The 16,482-nt window shown below is 50.3% G+C and carries 19 protein-coding genes; 14 read left to right on the top strand and 5 right to left on the bottom strand.

All coding sequences use genetic code 11. The features are described 5' to 3' along the window. Positions 1–258 precede the first annotated feature (258 nt). A complete protein-coding gene (locus R3B84_11465; protein ID MEZ6141178.1) occupies positions 259–1,023 on the bottom strand; it encodes an ATP-binding cassette domain-containing protein in 765 nt (254 codons plus the stop codon). Further along, positions 1,023–1,895, bottom strand: a complete 873-nt coding sequence (locus tag R3B84_11460; protein MEZ6141177.1) for a hypothetical protein — start codon at positions 1,893–1,895, stop codon at positions 1,023–1,025. Before R3B84_11460 ends, R3B84_11465 begins: the two co-directional genes overlap by 1 nt. A 154-nt stretch (positions 1,896–2,049) precedes the next feature. On the opposite strand from R3B84_11460, the gene hpt reads away from it, so the two are divergent. From hpt to R3B84_11425, 7 genes are all read left to right on the top strand, one after another. Continuing rightward, positions 2,050–2,565: a hypoxanthine phosphoribosyltransferase gene (gene hpt, locus R3B84_11455; protein ID MEZ6141176.1), complete on the top strand. Its 516-nt coding sequence runs from the start codon at positions 2,050–2,052 to the stop codon at positions 2,563–2,565. Continuing rightward, positions 2,558–3,622, top strand: a complete 1,065-nt coding sequence (locus R3B84_11450; GenBank protein ID MEZ6141175.1) for a glycosyltransferase family 4 protein — start codon at positions 2,558–2,560, stop codon at positions 3,620–3,622. Before hpt ends, R3B84_11450 begins: the two co-directional genes overlap by 8 nt. Continuing rightward, the gene (locus tag R3B84_11445; GenBank protein ID MEZ6141174.1) at positions 3,619–4,569 is read left to right on the top strand and encodes a DUF4392 domain-containing protein; all 951 of its coding nucleotides are present in this window, start codon (positions 3,619–3,621) and stop codon (positions 4,567–4,569) included. The genes R3B84_11450 and R3B84_11445 overlap by 4 nt, the downstream gene beginning before the upstream one ends. Before the next feature lie 345 nt (positions 4,570–4,914). Continuing rightward, complete coding sequence (locus tag R3B84_11440) at positions 4,915–5,778, top strand: ion transporter (GenBank protein ID MEZ6141173.1); 864 nt, start codon at positions 4,915–4,917, stop codon at positions 5,776–5,778. Positions 5,779–5,880: 102 nt separating this feature from the next. Continuing rightward, positions 5,881–6,027 (top strand): hypothetical protein, encoded by a 147-nt coding sequence (locus tag R3B84_11435; GenBank protein MEZ6141172.1) that lies wholly within the window; start codon positions 5,881–5,883, stop codon positions 6,025–6,027. A gap of 27 nt (positions 6,028–6,054) precedes the next feature. Beyond that, complete coding sequence (locus R3B84_11430) at positions 6,055–6,522, top strand: DinB family protein (GenBank protein MEZ6141171.1); 468 nt, start codon at positions 6,055–6,057, stop codon at positions 6,520–6,522. A gap of 446 nt (positions 6,523–6,968) precedes the next feature. Beyond that, positions 6,969–7,454 carry an FHA domain-containing protein gene (locus R3B84_11425; protein MEZ6141170.1) on the top strand — a complete coding sequence of 162 codons (486 nt, stop codon included), beginning with the start codon at positions 6,969–6,971 and terminating at the stop codon, positions 7,452–7,454. 86 nt (positions 7,455–7,540) lie between these two features. Here R3B84_11425 and R3B84_11420 read toward each other — a convergent pair whose 3' ends face one another. From R3B84_11420 to R3B84_11410, 3 genes are read right to left on the bottom strand one after another with little or no spacing between them, the layout of a single operon-like run. After that, complete coding sequence (locus tag R3B84_11420; GenBank protein ID MEZ6141169.1) at positions 7,541–7,858, bottom strand: hypothetical protein; 318 nt, start codon at positions 7,856–7,858, stop codon at positions 7,541–7,543. A 26-nt stretch (positions 7,859–7,884) separates the two neighbouring features. Continuing rightward, positions 7,885–8,256, bottom strand: a complete 372-nt coding sequence (locus R3B84_11415; GenBank protein MEZ6141168.1) for a hypothetical protein — start codon at positions 8,254–8,256, stop codon at positions 7,885–7,887. Next, positions 8,246–10,327: a serine/threonine-protein kinase gene (locus R3B84_11410; GenBank protein MEZ6141167.1), complete on the bottom strand. Its 2,082-nt coding sequence runs from the start codon at positions 10,325–10,327 to the stop codon at positions 8,246–8,248. Before R3B84_11410 ends, R3B84_11415 begins: the two co-directional genes overlap by 11 nt. 377 nt (positions 10,328–10,704) lie before the next feature. On the opposite strand from R3B84_11410, the gene R3B84_11405 reads away from it, so the two are divergent. From R3B84_11405 to R3B84_11375, 7 genes are all read left to right on the top strand, one after another. Further along, positions 10,705–12,036: a hypothetical protein gene (locus tag R3B84_11405; GenBank protein ID MEZ6141166.1), complete on the top strand. Its 1,332-nt coding sequence runs from the start codon at positions 10,705–10,707 to the stop codon at positions 12,034–12,036. Positions 12,037–12,050: 14 nt separating this feature from the next. After that, a complete protein-coding gene (locus R3B84_11400) occupies positions 12,051–12,599 on the top strand; it encodes a hypothetical protein (GenBank protein ID MEZ6141165.1) in 549 nt (182 codons plus the stop codon). Then, positions 12,586–13,053 carry a hypothetical protein gene (locus R3B84_11395; protein ID MEZ6141164.1) on the top strand — a complete coding sequence of 156 codons (468 nt, stop codon included), beginning with the start codon at positions 12,586–12,588 and terminating at the stop codon, positions 13,051–13,053. Before R3B84_11400 ends, R3B84_11395 begins: the two co-directional genes overlap by 14 nt. 28 nt (positions 13,054–13,081) lie before the next feature. Continuing rightward, a complete protein-coding gene (locus R3B84_11390) occupies positions 13,082–13,702 on the top strand; it encodes an acyltransferase (protein ID MEZ6141163.1) in 621 nt (206 codons plus the stop codon). Further along, positions 13,699–15,060, top strand: a complete 1,362-nt coding sequence (locus tag R3B84_11385) for a hypothetical protein (GenBank protein MEZ6141162.1) — start codon at positions 13,699–13,701, stop codon at positions 15,058–15,060. The genes R3B84_11390 and R3B84_11385 overlap by 4 nt, the downstream gene beginning before the upstream one ends. Positions 15,061–15,190: 130 nt before the next feature. Further along, the gene (locus R3B84_11380; GenBank protein MEZ6141161.1) at positions 15,191–15,676 is read left to right on the top strand and encodes a hypothetical protein; all 486 of its coding nucleotides are present in this window, start codon (positions 15,191–15,193) and stop codon (positions 15,674–15,676) included. Positions 15,677–15,900: 224 nt separating this feature from the next. After that, on the top strand, positions 15,901–16,413 hold the full coding sequence (locus R3B84_11375; GenBank protein MEZ6141160.1) for a PepSY-associated TM helix domain-containing protein: 513 nt from the start codon (positions 15,901–15,903) through the stop codon (positions 16,411–16,413). Positions 16,414–16,482: the final 69 nt, after the last annotated feature.

Raw genomic sequence — 16,482 nt, 5'->3', positions numbered from 1 at the left:
ACTATGGGTTCTTGTAGTTCACTGTGGCAGCCCCCGGCTTGGTAAAATCCGGCGTGATCGTACAGTCCTGCGGTATCCTCAGCACTTTGCTTTCGCTTGTGATGACCATCCCGTGTACGTTGAGGTTCCCACCAGAGAAGATGTACTCACCATTCGGTCTCCCGCATTCGCGAGAATGACGATTCTAGCAGGCATCAATTTTCAGGTGGGCACTTCGGGTGATCCGCCTTGGATTCCCGCGTTCGCGAGAATGACGTTTCAGGCAGGGCAGGCGGCACCTGTCACAAACTGCTGAATTCGTGGGTCGGAATGTTGAAAAAGTGCTTCTGGTGTGCCATCGAACAGAATCTGCGACTCGTCTGATTGCAATTGATTCAGTGGGTAGAGCATGATTACGCGATTCGCAACCCGCTGTACCGTGCTCAGGTCGTGGGTGACCACAATACTGGTTACGTGGTGCCGTTCACGGGTTTGCACAATCAATTCATTAATTCGAGCGGTGATCACCGGATCCAGTCCTGTGGTGGGTTCATCGTACAGCATCACATCGGGGTTCAGTGCAAGCGATCTTGCCAGTCCTACCCGTTTTCGTTGTCCACCAGACAGGTCTGCGGGCATTTTTCGGTGCAGATTGGAAGCCAGCCCCACTTCTTCCAGTGCCGCAGTGGCGCGTGCAAGCACTTCGGCGACACCGATCCCACGTGCCTGAAGTGGGAAAATTACGTTGTCGATGGCGGACAGGCTGTCGAACAGTGCCCCGCTTTGAAAGAGCAGGCCAATCCGTTGTCGCATTGCCTGAAGTTGTTTTCCTGTAAGGGTTTGCAACGATTTTCCGTCAAACACAAGCTCCCCCGCCGTGGGGGATAACAGGCCGACCAGCAGTTTCAGCAAAACCGTTTTGCCGCACCCACTTTGGCCAATTATGCACACCGATTCACCCTTTTCGATACTAAAAGACAAATTTCGCAGGATGGGCTGCCCAGCCAGCGAAATATGAACGTTTTGAACGTCGAAAATGGCCATTATTCCCCCACAATGGCGTGGGCACTGACCGGCTGACCATTGCGCCAACATACCCATAGCCGTTGGTCATGATACCAAGTAAAGCCGGTGAATTGCGTCGGAACGCCACGATGCATCAATTGGGAGCCAGAAATGAGATTCTTTTCATTTTTTTGTGGCGTTTCCCCCGCCTCCCGCATCTGTACAAACCACTTTTCCAGCCAGAGTTCTTCATTCACACTGAAAAAGAGCAGAACTGCGATTGCCACAAACAGCCACTGTGCGGCAAAAAAGCCCACCAGAATGAAAACAACAGACCCAAAACCGGTCAGGTAGGTGCAGATGGTGGTTGCCCGCACACGACTGGCATTGGCAGAAAGCGATGCCCGAAACAGGTAGCCACCGGAAAGTGGCAGGAAAGGGAGCAGATTCATCAGCATCAGCACCACGTTCATCCAGAAAAAGTAGGCACCAAAAGCGGTATAGTTGAATGCTTTTTCAGGTAACTCAAACCGGATAGGCTGGTGCAGCACGCCCGCAGCGAGTGCCAGAATCGAAGCATAGAAACCGTACAGGATTGGCCCAAGAAGTCCCAGGCGGTATTCGTACTGGAAGCGTTCATCGATGGTATTCAGGCGGTGAATGCCCCAAAAAGGGTAAAGGAGGATCTGGTACGTGTGAATTCCAAGCCGACGCTGCAAAACCACCTGCAACAGTTCTTTACTGGCGACGGAAAGAAATACCAGGCACAGACTGACCAGATCGAACAGGCCAACTGTCCCTCCATAGCGATACCAGCCCAGCGCAAGCGCAAACAGTGGCAGGATATATACCGACCAATGGATTTTGATGGTAATCGAACCAACTGCTGCGAGTCGAAAAAATCTAGACATTCACAAAAATTAACGCTCAAACAAAATTTCTGCCAACGGTGATGATATGGATTTTCGCATACCGCACCGTCTGTGGTAAGATCAGAAATTTTTACTCGAGCAAGAAAATTACCCACCTATTGAACACGGTCCACAATTTGATCACAATAAGCAGATGAAAATCCTGCTTACCGAAGACGCCATTCGACAACGAGTCGATTTACTGGCGGCCCAGATGAACAGTCAGTATGGCAACCAGCCAATCACCATTGTGGGGGTGCTGACCGGGTGTATTGTGCTGCTGGCGGACCTGATCCGTCGGCTGGAAATGCCGATCCGCATCGCTCTGATCCAGGCCAGCAGTTATCGTGGGGAAACCACCACTTCGGGCGAACTCCGGATTTCACGGGATTTTCTGCCCGATCTGCGTGGGCGGGATGTTGTTCTGATCGACGACATTCTGGATACTGGGAAAACAATCGCCTACCTGAAAGAACATTTACTCGCAATGAATGTGCAGTCCGTTCGCACGTGCGTGCTGTTGCGCAAAATCGGTCGCCAGATAGTCCCATTTGAACCAGATTACATTGGGTTTGAAATTCCCGATGAATTCGTGGTAGGTTACGGCCTCGATTACAACGATGAATACCGCAATCTGCCATACATCGGGGTGCTGAATCAGGATGCCTGAGCCCTATCTGCTGGTTACGGAAGGAGTTTCTCTGGCCTCACAGGATCAACACGCCCGAACGTGGGCAGTGCGGCTAGCTGAAATGGGTCATCAGGTGCACCTGATCTGTCGCACCAATCAAGCTGACCAAGTATTGATACCTGCCACGATTTCGGTGCATCGCACATCGTCTGGGATGCTGGGTATTCCCACACTCGTGAAGATTTTGCGAAAATTACCACCCGACGCACCTGCGATGGTGTTTGGCTATCGTGCCGCCCGAGATTTCCGGCTGGCAACGATGGGGAAGCCACGTCGCTGGCTTGCCGTTCTGGATCATGCAATACCTCACCACGCTTTCAACAGGTGGGTGCTGCAAAGTGCCGAACGGATTATCACACCCGCCAGGTGGGAAGGAATTACTGTTCCCCAGACAGTTTGCCCACCTGCCGTGGATTGTCCCCCAAAAGTGGTGCATTTTCGCCAGAAGTTGGAAATTTCTCCCCACCCCACCGTTTTGCTGACGGTGGGGCATTGGGATGGCCTTCACGATGCCTACGATGTCGTTTGGGCCTACGAATTACTGCGTTATGGTAATCCTACTTTAATTCCTGTCTATGCCGGCAATGGCCCAGCACGTGGCGAAATTGAAGCGTTAACGCGGGCGATGGGAGATGAAGACTACCGGGCCCGCTTTCTGGATGGCCCCACAATTGGGGAATCGCTTATGGCCGATGCTGATATTGTGGCGGTTACCAGAAGGTCGAAAGATGGCCTGAGAACCATTGCGGAGGCGATGTGGGCTGGAAAGGCCGTGATTGCGTATGACCACCCCGGAGTCCGGCTATTGGTGCGTGATGGTGAGAATGGCTTCATTATTTCGGTGGGGGATATTCCAGCGTATGCCCGCAAACTGCATCTGCTTGCTACCCAGCCAAGCCTGAGACAGCAGTTGGGACAACAGGCACGCGTGGATATTCGGCTGTTACAACGCACCTGGAACCCATTCCTACAGCCGAGTGCACCAAAAAGTGAAACAACAACCGACTCGATAAGTTTAATGAAAGATTTTTCATGATTAGCGGCTTCACGAAGAACCAGGTGCGTTGCTTACAACGACTTGCAAGTGTGATTCAGATCGATATCACCCACCGTGGCTGGGCGAAAGGATCTCATAATTTTTTAACAATTTTACCAGATGATTTTCCCACCGCAGTGCAATCGATCGTATCCTGCCCCAGGCCGCAACTGGCGATTGTCACAGGGTTTGCGATTACCAGAGTTTCCCCGCCTCGACCGGAAACGGATGGCCCACTGGGGGCAATTTTTCTGCATCGGGTCTGCAAGCAGCTTCAAATCTCCTGCAAAATCATTGTGGATGAACCCACATACGGTGCGATGCGGACGTGCGAGCAGTGGTATCCAGGGCTGACAGCAGATCTGATTTATTTTCCCACCGAAATTACAGAAACTGCCACCAATGACTGGCAACAGACCCACCTGAAGGATATTTCGCACCTGATTGCTCTGGAACGGGTGGGCCCCAGCAGACAATTTCCAGAACATTGTTTTTCGATGGCTGCACGCAACATTACAGCGTTTACTGCCCCACTGCACAGGCTGTTTGAGGCTCCCACGTGCCATACGATTGGCATTGGCGATGGTGGCAACGAAATTGGCATGGGGAAACTGTCCGGGGAAACAATCCCAGACAACATTCCGAACGGTGAAACGATCGCCTGCCGCATTCCCACCGACGAGCTGATTTTATGTGGCATCAGCAATTGGGGAGCGTACGCACTGGGCACTGCCCTGGCCTGGCTGCACCAGCTACCCCTGGATGAGATTCTGGACGAAAACCAGGAACTGTACCACCTTGACCAGATGGTGGCAAATGGTGAATTTGTAGATGGTGTGACTGCGTTGGCCACTGCCACTGTCGATGGAGTTAGTTTTTCAGAATATATCCGAATATTTGGTGCGTTGAAAACAGCACTCGAAGATGAAAATGACGCCCGAAAATAAAGGAAGGCCACGATGATAAGTCGTGACCTTCTACAAAAGCGACTGCGCTGACGCAGCCCGTCAGCGGCATCAGAACAGCCGCACCTGCTTACCACAATTTGACACGTGACCACCTCCTTTTCTGAAGAACCACCCTTCTGAAGTCGAGATGGTAAGTCTCGTCAAAAGAAGGCCGAACCCAGTCACACCACGTTAGTGTGAAACCAATAACATTATTTCACGCCACCAAGGAAAAATCAACAGCAGATCCACTTTCTGCCGAAATTGTAAAAAAGTGGCAGCAGAACAATTGAATTAATGAATTTTCATTCATTTTTCAGTCACCAAGATGAAACTGGCTTTTTCATGAATATTTCAGAAGAACGCCCCACCACGCCGGTGCGGGCAAAACTGTACGACATCATCTTTCTTGCAGACACCCGCGCAGGGCGATGGTTCGATTTGCTATTAATCTGGGGGATTCTGTTCAGTGTCGGTCTGGTGATTCTGGACAGTGTGCCACGTTATCACCGCGTGTATGGCAAAGAAATCATCCTGCTCGAGTGGGTCTTTACCGTCATTTTTACCATCGAGTACCTGTTGCGGCTTTACTCGGTGCGTCATCCAAGACATTATGTCTTCAGCTATTTCGGTGTGGTCGACCTCATATCCATCGCACCGATGTACGTAGGCTTGTTTGTGCCGACAGCACATGGGTTTATGATCATTCGGATGCTCCGTGTCTTGCGTATTTTCCGTATCCTCAAGCTGACACAGTACTTACGCGAATCAAAGACACTGGCAGATGCCCTGATTGCCTCCCGCCGCAAGATTGGTGTTTTTCTCTTTGTTGTGTTGGTATTGTTAACGATTACTGGTTCGCTGATGTATCTGATTGAAGGGGAAGAAAACGGATTCACCGATATCCCCACTTCGATTTACTGGTCAATCGTCACGATGACAACCGTGGGATACGGGGATATTTCGCCGCAGACAAGTTTAGGGCGATTTGCCGCTTCTCTGGTCATGATTCTGGGGTATAGCGTGATTGCCGTTCCCACCGGTATTGTCACGGCAGAATTGAGCCACTCACAGACAACAGGACGGTTTACGTGCAGCCGCTGTGCGAACCACCGCAACGACAATGATGCTCGCTTCTGCAAACTATGCGGCAATTGCCTCTTTGAGCCTAAGGATCCCCCACCGAACCCTACCCCACCTTTGGAGTGAGGCTAGAGCATTTTGTTGGTGGAAGGTGTCGTAAACTTGTCAGAATCTGATCACACTGTTACCCTAAACGATAGTTGCTGAAAATTACTGACCGCAGTTATTTTGATTAAAGATGGCAAAGTGGTGACCAAAGGCACCCCTGCCCAACTGATTAACGATCCGATCACCATTAATGAGTATCTGGGTACCACATTTACCGACAATACATTTGTTGGCGTGCAACAATTTAACAGCTATAATAACGTTTGACTGTATACCATGACGCAAGAGACAACCATGTCGTTTTCCGAATTGATCGAAAATTATCAGCAAGGGCCGAAGTTATTGGCCGAGGCCATTGCAGGAATGACGGACGAACAATTAAAAGCCCGTCCCGTACCTGGGAAGTGGAGCACCATGGAAGTGGTCTCCCACATTGCCGATTTTGAGCCAATTCTGTGCGACCGAATGTTTCGCGTAATCTCCCACGAACGCCCGTTGCTGCTGGTGGCTGACGAAAACCTGTTTCACGAAACCACCCACCCGAACGAGCGGGATATTGCCGCCGAAATGAATCTGATTCAGGCGATGCGTACCAAAATGTACGGCATTCTGAAGAAATTGCCCACCGATGCGGCCACCCGCTTTGGGGTGCATAGTTTCAAGGGGCTGGTTTCTTTGGAAGCGGTTGTTCAGGCAGCCACCAACCACATTCCCCACCATTTGAAGTTTATTAGCCAAAAACGCGCTGCACTTGGGATATGATATCTTAAACAAAATCGTAACACGGGCGTTCCGCCAGTAAAAAAACACCATGGGGAGAGGCACATTTTGCGTGCAACATGTCTGGTACGTAAATAGTAGCACGGGCGTCCCGCCCGTGATGGAACTACATGGGCGTTACGCCTATTTACGTGCAACATGGCTGAAACGTAATCGTAGCACGGGCGTCCCGCCCGTGAAATAACATCATGGGGAGATGCACATTTTATGTGCAACATCGCATGAGTGTAATCGTAGCACGGGCGTCCCGCCCGTGACAGAATATGCCCATTTTACGTACAAGATGGATGGAGACTTCGCTTCGCGCCTGAAGCATAATGGTACAATGGCCTTTGAACTGTTTGCCTGTAACTGTGGCTGTTCAGATTGCATAGGGCTCAATCGTCAATTACCAATAGCCCCTTGATCTTTCAAGGCGGAGCATAGAAATGAAAGCACGGCTGATTCCGTTAGATGATGGCCCCGAAATTGAACTGGTGAAGGAATTAACCGTCATTGGCCGCAAAGAAAACTGTGATCTGATCATCGATCACAAAAGTATTTCCAAAGTCCATTGTGCTGTGCTGCTGGCTGATGGGCTGGTGATGATCCGCGATCTGGGCAGCACTAACGGCACCCACGTGAACGGTCAACGGATTCGTCGAGCCGCACTGTTGCCCAACGATCAGGTGTCAATTGCCTCATTCAAGTACTCCGTTACGTATGGTGTTGCCAAACCAGCACCCAGCGCCAATTCCAACGAACATACTCAGCAATTGAACACAAGAGAAGTACTCCAATTGCTGAAGCACCGCGACGAACCGAATACGCTGGACAGCGATTCCGAACTGGAAGTTCCTGAAGTCCAGGTCAACGAACTCCCCGATGCTTACCCGGAACCAAAACCAGGCGAGAAAAAACGCAGCGAAGGATAAAAATTGTCGACTAAATACTAAACCTTGCACTGATTAAAATATAGATTTTTTCGAACAAAATAAGATTTTTCCCATAGTATAATTGATCAATCACCTGCAGCATCAACTACTGATACAGTATGGACTGTAGATCTGCGAACATTCGTTATTCTAACCAAGATCGGTGTATTTTGTGCGGCCTGAAAATTGATCCTGACTTGTTTTGAGTAATAACGTCGATCATCTTCATCTCTTTGAAAGCCTTCATGACTTACAAATTCCTTTGTTTGAAAAGTTCGTCTTTTTCTTCTTTCGTAGTTGCCTGGAGATTCTACGTCATCAGTTATTTCATATATTGTAACGTAGATATCCTCATGAACGTCAGGCTGATGATCTAATTTTATTGATACGTTGATATTCCCCATGATTTCAACTCCACTGCAGAGATATTTTAAAGTATTGTGATTGTGATAGGTGGCTCTGCGCCAACACAAGCAATCGTTAAGTTATTGATTTGGATATATGTATCTTCGGCAGGATTGGGTTCGCTATCTTCTGCATCTGAGACATAGGCTCTGAGAGAATGCGGCGAATTGGTGCAGTTTCCTATGCTTACATTTATTGACCAAGCTTCATTGCTAATCAGTGTGCCATTTTGAGAAGAAAATCGGAGATTATCCTGGTTGTCGTAAACATATAGCCATACGAAGTCACCGTTGTCACCAGTGCCATACACAGTAAATGAACTGATGATGGGATCGCCAGAACTCGGCGAATCGATAGTTAGATTTGTAATATCAACATTTTTAGATTTACTGCTCATTTTTCCCTTTAATTAAAGGTAATTTTTCAATAGTCACATTGCGAAATGCAATAGTTGTATTATTGGCGTAGATGCCCAGGGGACGTTTGGGACTCCAAGGTAGAAAGCGTGCTGTCACGCCATTACTGAAAGTATGGTTCAGCCCACCGGGACGGTGCCCACTATCTAGATTTTCTTTTGAATAAAAGGCAGTTTTTACATGATCTGCAAATTGCATGTTCAACGCAATCCCTTCCGGGGTCACATCGCACCAAAAGGTGCGATAATCGTTCATGCGGGAGATTGCATTCATTGGCTGAAATCCCAACAAACTCGCGCCGGGACCTCCGGAGAACACCTGCGATCCCTGATGGATCCATTTTCCATTGTGTTGAAATGCACGTTCATCATCAATATAAGTTTTATGGCTTGCCAGCACCGCAGGTGGTGTTTGATCACCATCTCGTAGAAAATCACTGTATTTAAGTACGATTGCACGCATGGCACGTTCGCCATCGGATGTTTCAGCATCTTCAAATCCGAAGAAAAACCCAACGCGAGATGCTTTGCCGGGAAATGTCCCATGCCTTAACTCGAACCGTACTCGATACCGTTCGTGCATGGGATTGTGAACCAGCTTGAGCATTGAAACAATTTGAGTCTGAAAGCTTGCTGAATTATCCCCAAAAATTGTGTTTCCGAGTATTGCATCCCCTACTGGCCACTGGTGCCACTTTGGCAATCCGGTGGGGCCGACTACCACGTATTTTTCACCCGGTTGCAGGGCTGCTAAATCTTTTTCCATCTCTGCCAGCGGGTCAACCACCACTTGCGGTGCTGACAGCGATTGTGGGGGCAACTGCGACGTTGGGTTTCCGAATGTCATTGCCGCAGCAAAGCCAACTGCCGCAGTCGCCATTACCGCCAGCAACGTCATCGTAATCTGTTTCCGGTGCTTCCTTACCCTCCAGCGTATTTTCTGCAAACCTGTTAATGGTCTGGCTGTGGTGGGCTCTTTTTGCAGCCAGGCCTCCAGGTCGGCAGCGAAATCAGCAGCAGTCTGATACCGATCAGCAGGTTCATGTGCGGTTGCTTTATCAACAATCGCGCTGATGATTGGGCAGATCGAATGATTCAACTGATTTGGTGGAAGCAACAAACTTTCCTGAGAAGTTGCCTTGGCAAGTAATATCTGCTTTTCATCGAGGTCTTTGAATGGATTGAACTTTGTCAATGCGTAATGCAGAGTGGCACCCAATGCAAAAACATCACAGGCAGGGGTTGCTTTCTCACCTTTTGCCTGCATCGGCGACATGTAACGCAGTGTGCCCATCACCGCATCAGTAAAGGTCAACGAATCATCCCCATTCACTTTCGCCAGGCCAAAATCAGCAACTTTCGCAACCCCATCTGTTGTCAAAAGAATGTTGCCGGGCTTCAGATCGCGGTGGATAATTCCCTGCGCGTGGGCGGCCTGTACACCGAGGCAACTATCGCGGATGATCTTCACCGCCTGTTCCGCTGCCAATGGACCAGTTTTCAGCAATTCGCTGAGCGAATTTGCCTGAAGATATTCCATCGTAAAGTGGGGCAACTCGTCAGGTCCCCCCACGTGGTGCACTTTTACCACGTTCGGGTGGTCGATCTGTGCCTGGGAACGGGCTTCGCGGCGGAAGCGTTCCACATGTTCCGGCGAATTTCGACGGTGATCGGATATTACTTTGATGGCAAAGAGCTTGCGGGTCAGGCGTTGTTGAGCCAGAAAAACAGCCCCCATGCCACCAGCACCCAGTTCTTTGAAAAGGCAATAGCCCGGAATCACCGGTGCGTGGGGCAATTGTTCGACTTCTTCGTCGTATTCCGGGATCGCGGGGGAAGTTTTGCTCGGTACATCGACGGTGGGTGCATCATCCCCAACAGTGATATCCTGCGTTGGTGCAGTTACTTCTGAAATGGTAACACTTTCGGCACGCCTGGCGATCAAAGTGTTGGTGAACTGGTCGAGTTCGAACTGCTCACCACAACTGGGACAGGACAGCACCCCCACTGGAAGTGGCGTGGAACATCGAGTGCAGGAAAAGGATGAAGACACGAGGCAAATTCCCGGAGCAAGGATGTTGAAATTGTTGCAAATGTAAAAAAGTATTGCAACGACAAAACAGCAAAAATGAAAATATTAGATAGATCTCATATTTCAAAGTCAAAGCACACTTCAATGGGAAGGTTACTTTGCATGGTGCCCAGGTTATGGCAATCCACAGGATTTTCGGTACCGGACTCCAATATTTTCGGGTAATGATTGCTACTGGTGGGCGTGGCGAGTTATTTTTCGGACAATTTTCCCCGCCGTGGGAGAAAAATGGCAAAAAATGGCAAAAAAATCGAACGGATGAATTGCGTCGATTTGATCATGGGGGAATAATACTAGAATTGTTGGGGATAACACGCAATTGAACGGGAACCGATTTCATGCCAATCACGTTGAACTGTCCGAAGTGTCATAAACCCTTCCGCGTACGTGATGAATCGATAGGCGGTCGCGTTCGGTGCCCATCCTGCGGTGCGGTGCTGCAGGTGCCAGCGACGCTTGCTCCGGTTTCCCACTTCGGACTGGACGTGGGGGCTCCGCAGGCACCGGAATCGATGCTGACTGGCGGTCGCCCGTTGGCGGAAGATGTTTCTGGTGCAGAACCACCCGCGTCCGGCGCCCGTCCGGGTGAAATTGACTTTAATATTGGCAATACGGCACTGCCGGCACCGCCATCGATTCGAATGCCACAACAACAGGCGTTTCAATCGACCCCCGATATTTCCGGCATTCCACCGGCACGTGGGGGAACTATTCCCGTGGCACCGGGTAACCGTCCTGCACCAGCTCCGGCCCCAGCACCCGCACCGATGCCTTATCAACAGCAGCAGCATCCACAACACCAACAGCCACCTGCACCCCGTCAGCCGATGCCAGCCCCCCAACCACAACAGGCTGGTCCCACGGTTCCAGTGAATACCAGTTGGGCGGGGATCAAATTAGCCATTGGCCTGATCCGCACCGCCGTGGTGTTTCTGTTTCTGGCTTGCATCAGCGTGTTAGGACATTTTATCTGGCTGGGTGCCCACCCTGCTTCCGCGTTGAAGGTGGGGCCAGGGCTGATTGGCATTGTGGGGGCCCCACTGTGGCAGGAAACCCTGATTCTTTCCGTGGGTGGTCTGCTGACCCTGTTTGCATTGTGCCTGCTGTTTGGCCGCCTGCGGTGCGTGGGCACCCCTGCGGAAGCCCATGTGGGGGGATTGGCCAGCGGTGCGGCCTTTTGGACACTGATTGGACTGATCGGTCTAGGCTTTGTTGGTGCCTTATATGTACCCGCGATTGCAGTCAAACTGCAAAATCTGCAACTGCCCACTTATAGTTTTTCGCGGGCACTGATTCTGGGAATTGCAGGTGCAATTATTGCCGACCTGCTTTTCCTGCAATACATCGGCCAGATTGGCTGGAGCGTGGGGGCACCAGAACTACAACGAAAAGTAGCAGCGTTTTACGCAGGTACCGTGCTGATCGTGGCTGGCGTGATCATTTTCAGCATTTTCAAACCAATGGGCCCACTGGTGGCAGATCTTGAAGCTCGCGTATTTCAGGGTTTCCGCCTGCAGGCGAAACTAGATGCCCAGATACAACACCTGTTTATCTGGCTGGGCGTACTGTGGCTGGCACTGATTTCAATTATTGCACGTTACATCTTTTTACTTTCCAGTGCAAAAGCAGCGGTACGACGATATCTTAACGGGGAAGTGACGGTTCGCTAACTGAGCACGCACCCATGAACACATTGGAAATTGTCTGTAAAAATTCAAGCTGCCAGCGTAAATTTCTTGTACGGCCTGAATTTTCAGGTCGACAGACACGTTGCCCAGGTTGTCGTGAAGTATTGGTGGTGGGTGTTTCGGTTTCGAGACCCACGGAAGATTTGCCGCCCCCACCCAGAAAGAAGCGTTCGAGACCGATTGTTGATCCGGACGATTCGATAGAAGAGCCCAGAATCAATTGGTCGCGGGCACTCAAATCGGTGCAGTACGAGCGAATTTCCATCTTCATGGTCTTTATTTCCGCAATTGCGATTTTTGTGACCATTATTCTGACGGAATTATTCGAAAGAGCGTTTGATGGCTTGTTGCAAAGCCTGTTTATTGTGATGTTAATCATCATCACCGCCTCACCGATCGTGATTCTGGTGGTGATCCTGTTCATTTCACGTATGACCACGTTCTGGTTACCTGAAGAGATCACTGCACGCACACCGGCTAAGGTGCGAGGTTTGTTGTTTTTGGGCACGCATTCCGCTGTTTTTCGCACTGTTGTTGAATGTTAGTGGACTTTACGATAATCGATCTCGCGAAGCACTTTCAATTTTTGCCATGATTGCTGCGGGGCTATTTTTACTTGGCCATCTAGCGGCGAGTTTTCTGTTTTTCTCCCGACTGACCAGCCAATTGCGTGCCAAGGAACCAGAATCGGCTCTGAAAGATTTTTTGATGACTGCTACCTGGATGATTCTGGGAAGCACCGCCCTGTCCGCGATGATCATTTTCCTGGGCGAGCCATTAGGTTATTTTGAAGAGAGGTTTTCGTATTACGGGTACGGATATAATAGCTACCGATCTACCTACACTCGTGCGGACTTTGACGGGATCGGTATCATGATTCTCATTTTTGCAGGAATCAACGCCCTGGTGTTACTGGTGCTGCACGTGCGACTGCTCAGCAGAATGCTCGTCGCACTGAAGGCGGAACAGAAACGCTACCGTGCGTCGCTGGATGATTAATCACTTTTCACGCAACTGCTTATCAATAATGAACTTACGCGAAATTATCAAATCTTCTGTCCGTGGGCTCGCCACCATCGCGGTGCTGCCATTGCTTTTCATGCATTTTCTGAAAATTCCGCTCCTTGGAAAAAATCGGGCACTGGAAGGCACCAGTCAGTTGATGGCACTTCTCCCTGGTCTGATTGGCCAATATCTGCGACGTGCCACACTGGCATGGATTCTGGAAGAATGCCACCCCACCGCTTCAATTGGATTTGGGACAATTTTTTCGCGAGTTCAATGCAAAATCGGTCCCAACGTCTACATCGGACCCTATTGTTCATTAGGAAACGTGGTGGTGGAACGCGATGTTCTGATTGCGACCGCCGTGCAGATTCCCAGTGGGGGAAAGATGCACGGAATCGCCGACCTGACCAGGCCAATTCGGGAACAACCGGGTGAATTCACCACCGTAACCATTGGACGAGGTGTGTGGATCGGCAGTGGGGCAATTATTATGGCTGATGTGGGTGAAGAAACGGTGATTGCAGCAGGGGCGATTGTGACCAAACCGATCCCCACGTGGGTGATTGCTGGGGGGATTCCCGCCAAAGTAATTAAGACACGCGCTGAAGCGGCACTGGAACAAGAGGTTGAGACGGCATGACCGCAGATCTGATCCGTGGCAAGAGAATATTCTGGCTGATCGTTGTGGCTGCGACATTGCGACTCGGCCTGTTTGTCACCGGCCCACTGTGGGAGATTGAGCGTGCCCAGCGACCAGACAGTTTTCAGTATCAGGAATTGGCCCAGAACATGGTTCATCACCAGTCATTTGGGCGTGCGGAAGATACTGGCTATCACGGCAAAGCGGTGGGACGGCTTCGGGATTCTAATGGTTCTCGCCCACCAAAAGATGAACATGGATTGTATCCCGATGCGATTCGCACCCCGGGCTATCCTACAGTGCTGATGTTGGGGCACCTCACCGATTACCGAATCGTGCTTTTCCTGCAAACTTTGTGCGGAATTGCGTCCGTCTGGCTGCTGACACAATGGATTTTCCGGCTCACCCATTCCCACCGTGGGGCACTGATGGCTGGGTGGCTGTATGCCATTCACCCTGCCGTGGTGTCAGCGGATAATATTCTGCTGACGGAATCAATGTTTAACGCTGCCTTTCTCTTTGGCCTGTACCAGCTCACCCGCCCATTGACGTGGAGAATCTGCTTCATGGCAGGGGTTGGTTTTGCAACAGCCACCTTGCTGCGACCAGTGGGGCTGGTTTTTCTACCCGCCATCCTGATCCTGACGTGGGGCAACTGGCGGCAAAATTGGGCAAAAATCGCTTTGATCGTGTTGATTGTGCTCGCACCAGTGGCAGGCTGGACAGCACGTAACTCCTTACGCGGTGAAGGTTTGCATTATTCCATCGTGGGCGACTGGAATTTATTGTTCTACCAGGCAGCTTATACGGTTGCCGAAGAAAGGCAGTGGGATTGGCGCGACCATTGGCCAAAAATAATCGAAGAATTTGAAGAAAAGCTCCGCCCACGTCTGAAACCACAGGAAGATGTAATTGCAGCTTCACGTCGGCTGGCGTGGGAAGAAATCTCCCAGCGCCCCAAAGCTCTGGCACGGGCTGGAGTGAAGTCGATGGGGAAATTGCTGATCGACCACTCAGCTTCCGATCTGCTTGATCTGTGGGGCATTCCCTATCGACCTTCCGGAATCGTGTCGCGGGTTTTACTCAAACGCCCTGCACCAGGAGAGGAGTTTCACGCAAAGGAAGCAATCATCGCTGGCAGTTGGCTGCTCCTTAATATGATGATTCTGGTCGGCACCATCGCAGGACTGGTGCGGCTGTTAAGGCACCGCCAGTGGCGGTTTTTCCTGTTGATCTGCCTGATCCTGGGTGGGTTCTGTGCTGGTGTGGGCCTCATTGGTTCCGAAAGATTCCGCATTCCGATGCTCCCCTGGATGTTGCTGGCGATCTCATGGTGTTGGCGAAAATCAGACCTTTGAAAACCGCTCAAATATTCTCATGGATTTCTCATTGTCCTTTTTGTCCAGTTTATGGCAGTATCTCTCTCATGAGAATTGTGGCCAAGTGGTTTGGCGGACAATTGTAACAATCACGTCCGGAGTATCGTTCATGACAAAAATTCGCATTTTCGCAGCACTGGCATTGGTCGGTGCGATGATTCTGGCAGTTTCGGGCACCAACGCCCAACCACCTGCAAAGGAACAACCCAAAGAACAACCCAAAGGCAAAGGTCGTCCTGGTGGTGGCTTTGGTGGCGGTTTCCAGCGTCCCGCACCCGGACAGGTAATGCCGGAATTCATGCAGACCGCACTGAAGTTGACCGACGAACAAAAGAAAGAAATCGAAGCACTCCAAAAGGTGATCGATGAGAAACTGGCGAAAATCCTGACAGAAGAACAAATGAAGCAGTGGAAAGAAGGCCGTGGCGGATTCGGTGGTGGACGTCCTGGCTTTGGCACCCGTCCCGGTGCTGGAGGCCCAGGTGGTCCTGGTGGTCCCGGTGCACCAGGTGGTCCTGGTGGGGCACGTCCTGGTCGTCCCGGTGGTGAAGGTGGTCGTCCTGCAGTTCCCGCACGTCCTCCGATCGACGACTGAGTCTCAGGTTGATTAGAAAAAATTCACATTTCAAAATGTAATATCCTTCAAGAATTCCCACCCATTCCGATCAGTCAATCACTTCACTGATATTTTCAGTTCTTTTTGGTGATCATTTCGCCCGGAAGGCAAAGACTTATTACCATTACCTTTACCTGATTTTCATCATTCGCAAAATCTTCGATTGATGAGGGTTTTCTCATGAAACATTGCACGAACCTGAGATGAAATTATCCTTTTTAAGCCGCAAATTGCACCGGTGGGGGTCAATTCTCACCGCAGCACCCGTGTTGCTGGTTCTCATTACAGGCATTTTGCTGCATTTCAAGAAAGAATCTGCCTGGTTGCAGCCACCCACGCAAAAGGGGAAAGGGAATCAGTTGCAGGTTTCTTTCGATACCATGCTGGCAAAATTGCAGGAGATACCCCAGGCTGAAGTGAAAAGCTGGGAAGATGTCGAACGGCTTGACGTTCGACCGGATAAAGGCATTATCAAAATCAAATGCCAGAACAGTTGGGAAATTCAGTTGCATGGCACCACTGGCGAAGTGCTTCAGGTGGCATACCGCCGATCCGATTTTGTAGAGCAACTGCACGATGGCACTTTTTTCAGCGAATCAGTCCGCTGGTACATCTTTGTCCCCACCGGTCTAATTCTGATCGGATTGTGGTTTACCGGCATTCATCTGTTCGTGCTGCCGCACTGGGTCAAATGGCGTAGAAAAAAATCAACCTAAGTCCTTTGCTGTTCAGTGTTTGTTGAAACGATACAATCGTGATAACCATCTTCATGTGAAGAAATTATT

The sequence above is a fragment of the Zavarzinella sp. genome (assembly GCA_041399155.1).
Taxonomy (GTDB): Bacteria; Planctomycetota; Planctomycetia; order Gemmatales; family Gemmataceae; genus JAWKTI01.
Note: the sequence above shows the minus strand (reverse complement) of the source record. Positions and strands in the feature narration are given on the sequence as shown.